Genomic DNA, 9,772 nt, shown 5'->3' with positions numbered 1-9,772 from the left:
GTTTTTCATGCTGGAGCTGCTCCGAAAATACCGCTCTCCCCTGCTGGTCGTCTTTCTGATCCTCTTTGCTCTGCTGGTCTATTCTTCACGCCTGCGCAAACAGCCGGAAACCACCTTGTTTGAAAAAACCATCCTGCAACTCGCCAGTCCCCTGCAACGCGGGTTCGACTTCTCAACGGCAAGACTGGGCGACATCTGGAGCCATTATCTGTGGCTTGTCGATGCGCGCGAGGAAAACGACCGCCTGCTGCATGAAAACCGGCGGTTGCGCACCCGCCTGGACCAGGTTCGTGAATTTCAGCTTGAAAACCGGCGCCTTCGCACCCTGCTCAAATTACGCCGGCAGCTGCCCCTGCCGACCCTGGCCGCCCGTGTCGTCGCGGAAGACGCGACCAGCCTGTTCCAGACCGTGATCATCGACCGCGGCCTCGATGACGGTCTGCGTGAAGGCCTGGCAGTCGTGGCCCCGGAGGGGGTGGTGGGACGCATTATCCGCTGCTCCCCCCGGCAATCCCGGGTACTGCTGATCACCGATGCTTCTTCGGCGATCGCGGTACTGGTCCAGCGCAGTCGCGCCCGCGCCGTGGGTCGCGGCCGTGGCGCCACCCTGACTCTGGATTTCGCCCTTGCCCAGGAAGATATCGTCACAGGCGACCGCATTATTACCTCTGGTAATGGTGGCATTTTCCCCAAGGGATTGACAATTGGCACCGTAAGTCTGGCCGAAGTCAACACTCTGGATCTGTTCCAGACCGTGGTGGTCAAACCGGCGGTGAATTTTTCCCGTCTGGAGGAGGTTCTGGTGCTGCTGGATCAATCCTCATGAAAACACTGCTGGCATACCTGGCGCTTGGACTGCTGCTGGCAGTCGCCGAAACCCTGTTACCCTCCGCTCTGGCGACCAAACCCCATCTGCTGTTGCTGCTGGTCATGATGCTGGGGGTGCAGCAAAAAATCGCCGTGGGCGGCCCCGCGGCCTGGCTGCTGGGCTGCCTGCAGGACAGTCTTTCCGGAACCTGCCTGGGGCTGCACGGGCTTGTCTACCTGATTTTGTACCTGTCGCTCCGAAGCGTTGCCGGGTTGCTGAACCGGGAAAGCCCGGTATTGATGCTGTTTCTGGTCATCAGCGGCACCCTGCTGCAAGCTCTGATCATGATTTTCACTCTGGGTTTTCTGGCCGAACATGGTACCTACTGGCGGCAGATTCTGGCCGGGCTGCCGGCGCAGGTGTTGGTCAACCTGCTGGCCGCACTGTTCTTTCTGCAGGCTTCGTTTCTGCTGCATCGAGCCCGTCGTCGCCGTCCGCTATAAACTCCGTTGCGCCCTTTTCGGCTCGTGTTGCGGCGCTTTGGCCTGCGAAAATCGGGCGGCTACCGACAGAAATTTAAGGTTGAGAGGATCGCGCCCTTGAACCATGATTTTCAAACCGACTGGCAGCCGGCGCCGCATCTGCGCAAACGCTATGTGCATGCCTCGATTGCCGCGGCAATCGTTTTTCTGCTGCTGCTGCTGCGTCTCTGGCAGCTGCAGGTGATCAGCGACGAGCACTATCGCAACCTCTCTGAAAAGAACCGCACCCGCTATATCCCCATAGCCGCCCAGCGAGGCCGCGTTTTCGACCGGGACGGCCAGTTGCTGGCGGACAATCGTCCGGCCTTTGACGTCGCGGTTCTGCGACAGGAAGTGGATGATCCCGGGATGCTGCTCGACCGGCTGTCCGGATTTCTGTCAGTGGACCGCGAGGAACTGCACAAGCGCTGGGAGGCTGGCAAACGCCTGCCCCGCTACCGCCCCATCCCCCTGGCATGGGACGTGGATCGCGACACCCTTGAAAAAATCATGGAAAATGCCGTCAACCTGCCCGGCGTGCTGATGGAAACCCGCCCCGTAAGATCCTTTCCGTTGGGGCCTCTGGCCCCTCATTTTCTCGGTTACCTGGGAGAAATCACCGAGAAGGAGCTTGGCGCCCCGGAATTCGAAGGCTATCACGCAGGGGACGTGATCGGCAAAGCGGGCCTTGAAAAAAACCTGGAGCCGATTCTTGCGGGAACCGACGGCGAACGCCGGGTTGAGGTTGACGTAAAGGGCAAAAGCATGCGCATCCTCAAAACCCTCGATCCGCAACCGGGCAGTGAAGTGGTGCTGACCCTGCAGGCATCACTGCAGCAGGTCGCCGAACAGGCCTTTGGCGAGCAGGCCGGCGCAGCCGTAGTCCTCGATGTACATACCGGCGAAATTCTCGCCATTGCCAGCCAGCCGGCCTTCGATCCGGCTCAGTTCGCCCGTGGACTGACCGCCAAAGAGTGGCGGGAGTTGCAGAACAACCCATTGAACCCGCTACAGAATCGCGCCATCAGTGGTCAATATCCGCCGGGCTCGATCTTCAAGATCGTTACCGCGCTGGCAGCTCTCAAGGCTGGTGGCGCCAGCGCAGACACCAGGGTATTCTGCAAGGGATCAAGCAAGGTAGGCAATCATACCTTTCGCTGCTGGAAACGCAGCGGCCATGGAACCACCGACCTCCACAAAGCTCTCAAGGAAAGCTGCGACGTCTGGTTCTACGAGGTCTCCCAGAAGGTCGGCATCGACCGTATCGCCGCCATGGCCCGCGACCTGGGCCTGGGCCGAACCTACGGACTGCCCTTCGAAATGGAGAAAGCCGGTCTGATTCCGGATAAAGCCTGGAAGATGAAGCGCTTCGGCACCAGCTGGTATCGCGGGGAAACCCTCAACGCCGCCATCGGCCAGGGTTATATCCTCACCACGCCCCTGCAGCTGGCGGTCATGACCGCGGCCGTGGCCAACGGCGGCACGCTCTACCGCCCCCATATCGTCAAAAGCACTCAGGATCCGGCAAAGCGGATCGTCCGCCACACGCAACCGGAAATACTGCACCGCGTGTTTCTCCCTCCCGCCCACCTGGCCGTGGTACGCCAGGGTCTGGAAGCGGTGGTCAACGAGCCGGGCGGAACCGCCTGGTCGAGCCGCCTGGAAGCGTTGCCGTTCGCCGGCAAAACCGGCACCGCCCAGGTGGTCAAACTGCGTGACGGCGTCAGGGATGAAAATCTCATCCCCTACCGTTTTCGCGATCACGCCCTGTTTTCAGCCTATGCCCCGGCCGACAAGCCCCGGATCGCCGTCGCGGTCGTTGTAGAGCACGGCAGTCACGGCAGCAGTGCCGCGGCCCCGATCGCCAGAGCCATTATCGCCCATTACTTCGGGCTGGACAAAACCCCAGTGCCCCCCCAAAGCCAGCCGCGGCAGGCCAGTGCGACACCCGCTTCGCCAGATCCGGCACCGCCAGTGCCTTCAGCGCCGCTATCAACCCCGGCAGAGCCGCCTGTAAACACACAACCGACGACGCCGGACCTCTTGCCGACACCGCCATCCGTTCCGGAGCAACCGGAACCTTCAATACCTGAAGCCAACGGATAATCCCTATGTTCGACAGACGCCTTCTCACCCATTTCAACTGGGGCCTGCTGCTGCTGGTACTGATCATTGCCGGACTCGGCATTCTCAACCTGGTCAGCGTCACCTCTTCCTGGGCTTCCCCGGCGGCACCCTTCTCGCTGAAACAGCTGTCCTGGCTTGCCGGGGGTATGATGATCGTCACCGGCATCTGCGCCATCGACTACCGCCGCCTGGAACATCTGGGGGGGATTCTTTACGCCGGCAACCTCGGGTTGCTGCTGCTGGTCCTGCTGATCGGCCGCACCTCGATGGGAGCGACCCGCTGGCTCGACCTCAAGGTGATCAATCTGCAGCCGAGCGAACTGATGAAAATCGTGATTATTATCGTCATGGCCTGCTTTTTCAGTCGCAACGAACATCCCCGGGGCTTCTCCTTCCGGGAATTATGGGTTCCTTTCGCGCTGCTCGCCCTGCCAGCTCTTCTGATCATGAAACAACCGGATCTCGGCACCGCCATGATTGTGTTGATGATCGGCGGATCCATGGCACTGTTCGCCGGCATCCGCCCAACCACGCTGACCGGCCTGGCACTGTTCGCCGGCAGCGCCGCCAGCGGCGGCTGGTTTTTGCTGCACGGTTACCAGAAACAGCGGATTCTGACCTTCCTCAACCCGGAAAGCGACCCTCTCGGCGCAGGGTATCACATCATTCAGTCCAAAATCGCCGTCGGCAGCGGCGGTTTCTGGGGCAAAGGCTTCAGGGAAGGCACCCAGTCGCAGCTTTCCTTTCTGCCCGAACGGCACACCGATTTCGCCTTTTCGGTTTTTGCCGAGGAGTGGGGTTTTGCCGGTGCCCTGCTGCTGCTGGCCCTGTTCCTGCTGCTTGTCATCTGGGGTCTCAACGTGTCCCGCCATGCCTCGACGCGCTTTGGCATGTTTCTCGCTTTCGGCGTCAGTGCCATGCTGTTTTTTCATATTGTCATCAATCTCGGCATGGTTATTGGATTATTGCCGGTGGTCGGCGTGCCGCTGCCCCTGTTCTCCTACGGAGGCACCAGCATGATCACTACCATGACCGGCGTCGGCCTGCTGTTGAATGTCAGCATGCGGCGTTTCAAGTTCTGACCAGCCGAAGCCTGTCCATCCGGAGCCGCCACGGAATACCACCGGCGTGGTTTTCACATCTGGTTTTCATACGGAGTTTCCGGATGGATACTACCTGAAAAAGGTGCGGGCAGCCGGCTGCGACAACCCCGTGTGACCTTCCGGCCCTGCCCGATCCGGCCACCTGCACAGATGCTTAAAATCGTTGACGTACCGGCGGTGGGCCATTAATCTTTGATGCAATCCGATGCGACGCACCATTTTCACTACCGAAGGAACCCATCCATGCGCAATTACTCATTGACCACCGAATCTTTCACCGAATGGACGGAATCCGATCCGGAGCTGGCCTGCGCCCTTGCCGCCGTAGCGGAGCTTCCCGCCATGACCGATATCGTCAGTGATTTTCTGGTCACCATCGAGGACCCCGACTGGACCGCCAAAAGCGTGGCGCAGGTCATTTCCCGGGATCCGGTGGTGGCCGCCAGCATCCTCAAGGCCGCCAACAGCGCCTACTACAGTTTCCAGCGCCAGATCAGCAACCTGGAAGGTGCGATTGCGGTTCTGGGCCTGTCCACCATCAAGAGCCTGGTGCTGGCTGCAGGTGTCAAAAGCATGAACAAGCGCTTTGGCCTGATCGAAAAACTGCTGCTCGAAGATGCCATCGGCTGCGCGCTCTGCGCGCGGGAAATCGCCCGGAAAACCCGTTGCTACGATCCCGAGGAAGCGTTCCTCGGCGGTTTGCTGCGGCATATCGGCAAAATCGCCATGAACAACCTGGATACGGAGAAATATTCCCAGCTTGTTCAGGATGTCTACAACGGCGAAGGCGACCTGGCTACCCTGGAACGCCAGCATTTTCCCTACAGCCATGCCGCCATTGGCGCCGCCCTGTTGCATCACTGGAATCTGTCGCCGCAACTGGTCGCCTGCGTCCTTTATCACAACATTCCCGCCCCCCCTGAAAAAATCGGCGAACAGGCCCGCATCCTCACCAACCTTGTCAACCTTGGCGGCCTGTTCTGCACACGCCTCGGCTTCGGTCAACGCACACCGATGCCGGAACTGCAACCTGCCGCATCCCCCTGCGCGGCAACTCTGGATCTGGAGCAGGAAGATAGCGACGACATCCTCGAGAAGATTCCCGAGGCGTTCCGACAGGCCTGTGAATCGTTCATGGGACACCACTGATACAGTACGCCGGGAAACCGGCGCTTTTCCCCGCCGCGCGGCCCGACGCCCTTATTCCACGCCTCTCGCTGTCCGATCCGCGCACTCCTTGCCGGTGATTCCCTGATATTAAACCGGGGTGCGACTTATTCTGTCGCACCCCGGCCGCACACTGGGACCACCCGACAAGGAGGTGCCCATGTTCGAACTGCTGCTGTTGATCGGTTTTCTCTACGCCGGTTTTTTCCCTCCCAGCCCCTGCCAAAAGGGCGACACCCGCCCCGCCGGTCATGAACAGACCAGGCCAAGACCCTGTAAACATCGGCCCGGCCCAAAAATACTTGCGCACAAGAATAACGATTGCTAATCTTTGAACTGTCGCATCCGGAGCGACAGTTCGGAGACTCCGGGATCCGCTACTTTTGGCATTCGACGGGACCCGTCCGTGTCATGAACCTCGCCCTTGTCACGACTGCCTATATTACCGGCTTGCTGCTGGCCCTGGCGGTGCCGGCCCCGGCATGGCATCCGGCTCTGGCCGCAGCCCTGGCCCTCGCCGGCGTGATTCTGCGCCGCGCCCGTGGCGCCGCCTGCCTGTTGCTGATCGCCCTGGCGGCACTCGGCTATTCCAATTTTCACCTGCAGCAAACACCCGCCATTGCCGGGCGCTCGCTTTTATCCCTGACGGAACACCGCTGGCATACCTTTTACGGCCGGCTGTGGCGCATGAATCCTGGCCCGGATGGCGGAGAGCGGCTTGATCTGCGCGTACATCACGTTGTGCAAGGGCACGATCCGGTACCCGTCAACGGCAATCTGAGACTCTATCTCGAAACCTCCAGGCGGCGTTTCTGCCCGGGCGACGAGCTGGCGGTGCGCCTGCGTCCGCGACGGCCGCGCCGGTTCGGAACCCCCGGTGAATTCAATTACCCGCGGCATCTGGCCTCCGAAGCCATACAGGCAACCGCGTTCCTGCCACAGGACGATGGCATCGTGGTCATCAAGAAGGCCCGCCCCGGGTTTTCCCGCACCCTTCGCCAGACCGTTGCCGACCTCATCGATCACTCAATATCCGACCGCGACAAAGCCAACCTGGCAAAGGCTCTGGTGATCGGCGACAAAGACAGGATGACTTCTGAGCAGCGGCAGCGACTGGCCCACCTGGGACTGGCGCACCTGTTTTCCATTTCCGGATTCCACCTGGGTCTGGTCGCCATGTTCGGATACCTGGCCTTGCTGCCCGTAATGCGCCGCAGCGAGACGCTGTTGCTGGCCATCCCGCCACGCCGCCTGCTGCCGGCCCTGCTGATTCCATGGTTGTGGTGCTATCTGCACGTCACCGGGCAGGCCCTGCCGACCACCCGGGCCTGGCTGGCAGCCGTCGCCGTGATCGCTTTGTGCTGGCTGCGCCGTTTCTGCCATCCGCTTCGCGTGGCTTTAGCCGTCGCCGTCGCCATTCTTGCGGCAACCCCCATGGCCCTGATAGCACCTTCCTTCCAGCTGTCTTTCGCGGGGGTTTTCGGCATTCTGATCCTGGTGCCGCGCTGGAGCCGCCACCTGAGCGTACTGCCCTGCTGGCCGCGCCGGATATTGCAGGTGCCACTGGTTACCCTGGCCGCCACCATCAGCACCGCGCCTTTGGTTTTGTGGCACTTTCACCTGCTGGCTCCAGCCGGTCTGCTGACCAACCTGTGGGCCGGACCGATCATCGGCGGGCTGGCGATCCCCGCGGGACTGGCCGGTCTGGTGCTGACGCCGCTGTGGCCGGCGGGAGCCGCGGGCTGTTTTGGTTTAATTGCCGAATTGCTGGACCGGATACTGGACTGGTCGGAAAAAGTGCTTGCGCTGCCCCTGATGGCTCCGCGGCAACTCTACCTGCCGACGGTTACCCTGGTGCTTGCCGGCATGCTGGTTATCGCGCTGATGGTGCCCCGCCGGAAATGGCGCTGGGGGGCTGTTGCGCTGCTGGGGCTGGCCCTGTTAGTCCAGCCGTCGCCACAGCCGGGGCACCTGCGCGTCATTGCCCTGAGCGTCGGCCAGGGCGACGCCCTGCTGGTAACCGACAGCGCGGGACAGCACTACCTGGTGGACGGAGGCGGCCAGGCCCATGGCCATTTCGATCCCGGAGAACGCCTGGTCGCGCCCGCACTGGGCCGTTTCGGCGTCAGGGAACTTGCCGCTGTCATCCTTACCCACGATCACCCCGATCACCGCAACGGCCTGCTGCATATTGCCAGGCATTTTCGGATCAAGGAGTTCTGGTGCGGCAGTTCCGCATCGGCCCTGTGGCCGCCGTTGCGCCGGCAACTGGCGGCCAGGAACATCCCCGTGCGCACCTTTGCCCCGGGGTGGACTCCCGTCGCGGCGGCCAGAAAGACGACCATAGCGGTGTTCGCTCCGCCCGACGACGATCTTGGCGAGAATGACCGGTCCCTGGTTTTTTATGCCCGCGAAAATCGCAATGGCGTACTGCTGACCGGCGACCTGGAGCAGGCCGGCGTTGCCCACCTGCTGAATGCCACGCCAAAATTGCCGGTGACCCTGCTGAAATTGCCTCACCACGGCAGCCGCAACGGCTCCGTCGACCAATTGCTTGCACATTTCACCCCGTGCTGCGTGTTTGCCAGCCTCGGCGCCAACAATGTTTTCGGCTTCCCTCACCAGGAAACGCTCCAGAGCGTAAAACGCGCCGGGCTGTCCCTGTGGCGCACCGACCTGCACGGCACTCTGATATTCGACCTTGAAAACCGCTCCTGGCGTGTAAGATCCTGGCAAGACGGGCTTTTTCGTTGACAGTCGAATATGGCTTTGTTAGTTTGGACCATTATCTGACCTGGAGACTGTCCGGATGAAATCCTCCACCATTCTGGTTGTCGATGACGAGCTGTTTTTCCGCCGTCTCTATGCCAGCCTTCTCAGCGAAAATGGTTACCAGGTGGAATCCGCCGCGTCCGGAAAAGAGGCTCTGTCCCGCCTTGGCAAGGGGCATATCGACATTGTGCTCGCCGATCTGGTCATGCCCGAAATGGATGGCATGCAGATTCTCGACCACTGTCGCAAACTCAACAACCCTCCGGATGTCATCCTGGTTACCGGCCATGCTTCGGTCGAATCGGCCATTCAGGCCATCAAAAGCGGCGCGCGAGACTATCTGGTAAAGCCCTTCGACCCGGCCGAACTGCTGCATGTGGTCCGCGCCTGTCTCGAACAGCGACACCTGCTTGACGAAAACAGCGTCCTCAAGGCACAGATCCGGCTTTATCAGCGGGGGCAGCAACTGGCCGCGCAGCTCGACCTCGACCGGCTGTTCGAGGATGCCCTGTCCGCCATCCTTCAGGAAGCCGGCAGCGGTCGCGGCCTGGCCTGCCTCCTGGACAGCGACGACAGCCCCCAGCTCATCAGTACCCGGAAATTGCAGGAGACCGAAGCCATGGCCCTCATGGCGGCCGCGCAGCCATTGCTGGCCAACGGCAACAAACTGCACATCGTCTCCTGTGCCGATCTGCCGCCGTTGCCGCAACTGCCACCGGCGCTGCAATCCGTCGCCGTCTTCCCCATGCAGTCCCCCTACGGATTCGGCGGAGCCCTGATCTTCTGTAATCCCGAAGAAGGGGATTTCGCCCCCGGAATGTCCCGGGAAAACCTCTCCTTTCTGCTGGAACAGACGGCGCTTGGATTCGAAAACGCCTGCCGTTTCAAAACCGCGCGGGATCTTATCTTCATCGATGACCTGACCGGTCTGCACAACTATCGCTACCTGCAGATGATCCTGGATCAGGAAATCCTGCGAGCGGAGCGCTACGGGCTGGAATTTTCGCTGGTTTTCATCGATCTTGACTTTTTCAAGGAAATCAACGATACCCTCGGACATCTCGCCGGCAGCCATGCTCTCAAGGAAGTCGCCCGGATTTTGCGGCTGTGTGTCCGTGAATCGGACATCCTGTTCCGCTACGGTGGCGATGAATTTACCGGCTTTCTGGTCGAAACGGGCAGCGAAGGGGCAGCGGTGGTGGCCGAACGTATCCGCCAGTGCATCCAGAATCATACCTTCTTCGCTGAAAGCGACACCCCCGCAAAGATTACCG

Annotated in this window: 7 protein-coding genes; all 7 read left to right on the top strand. The window is 61.0% G+C overall.

Features of this window, described 5'->3' with window-relative positions; translation table 11 throughout:
- The coding region (gene mreC / locus AB7E65_RS09920; RefSeq protein WP_428745801.1) for a rod shape-determining protein MreC at positions 1-826 on the top strand (826 nt) is incomplete at its 5' end.
- Complete coding sequence (mreD, locus tag AB7E65_RS09915; protein WP_072285645.1) at positions 823-1,311, top strand: rod shape-determining protein MreD; 489 nt, start codon at positions 823-825, stop codon at positions 1,309-1,311. The genes mreC and mreD, both read left to right, overlap by 4 nt.
- A gap of 96 nt (positions 1,312-1,407) precedes the next feature.
- On the top strand, positions 1,408-3,435 hold the full coding sequence (mrdA, locus tag AB7E65_RS09910) for a penicillin-binding protein 2 (protein WP_320360696.1): 2,028 nt from the start codon (positions 1,408-1,410) through the stop codon (positions 3,433-3,435).
- A 5-nt stretch (positions 3,436-3,440) separates the two neighbouring features.
- Positions 3,441-4,538: a rod shape-determining protein RodA gene (gene rodA / locus AB7E65_RS09905; RefSeq protein WP_072285646.1), complete on the top strand. Its 1,098-nt coding sequence runs from the start codon at positions 3,441-3,443 to the stop codon at positions 4,536-4,538.
- Positions 4,539-4,802: 264 nt separating this feature from the next.
- A complete protein-coding gene (locus tag AB7E65_RS09900; RefSeq protein ID WP_320360697.1) occupies positions 4,803-5,708 on the top strand; it encodes an HDOD domain-containing protein in 906 nt (301 codons plus the stop codon).
- Positions 5,709-6,137: 429 nt separating this feature from the next.
- Positions 6,138-8,480, top strand: coding sequence for a DNA internalization-related competence protein ComEC/Rec2 (locus AB7E65_RS09895; protein WP_428745800.1), 2,343 nt, complete (start codon positions 6,138-6,140; stop codon positions 8,478-8,480).
- A gap of 55 nt (positions 8,481-8,535) precedes the next feature.
- Positions 8,536-9,772, top strand: a 1,237-nt coding sequence (locus AB7E65_RS09890) for a diguanylate cyclase (RefSeq protein ID WP_428745799.1), incomplete at its 3' end; no start/stop codon positions are given.

The organism is Syntrophotalea sp., assembly GCF_050253115.1.
In the GTDB taxonomy this organism is placed as follows: domain Bacteria; phylum Desulfobacterota; class Desulfuromonadia; order Desulfuromonadales; family Syntrophotaleaceae; genus Syntrophotalea; species Syntrophotalea acetylenica.
Note: the sequence above shows the minus strand (reverse complement) of the source record. Positions and strands in the feature narration are given on the sequence as shown.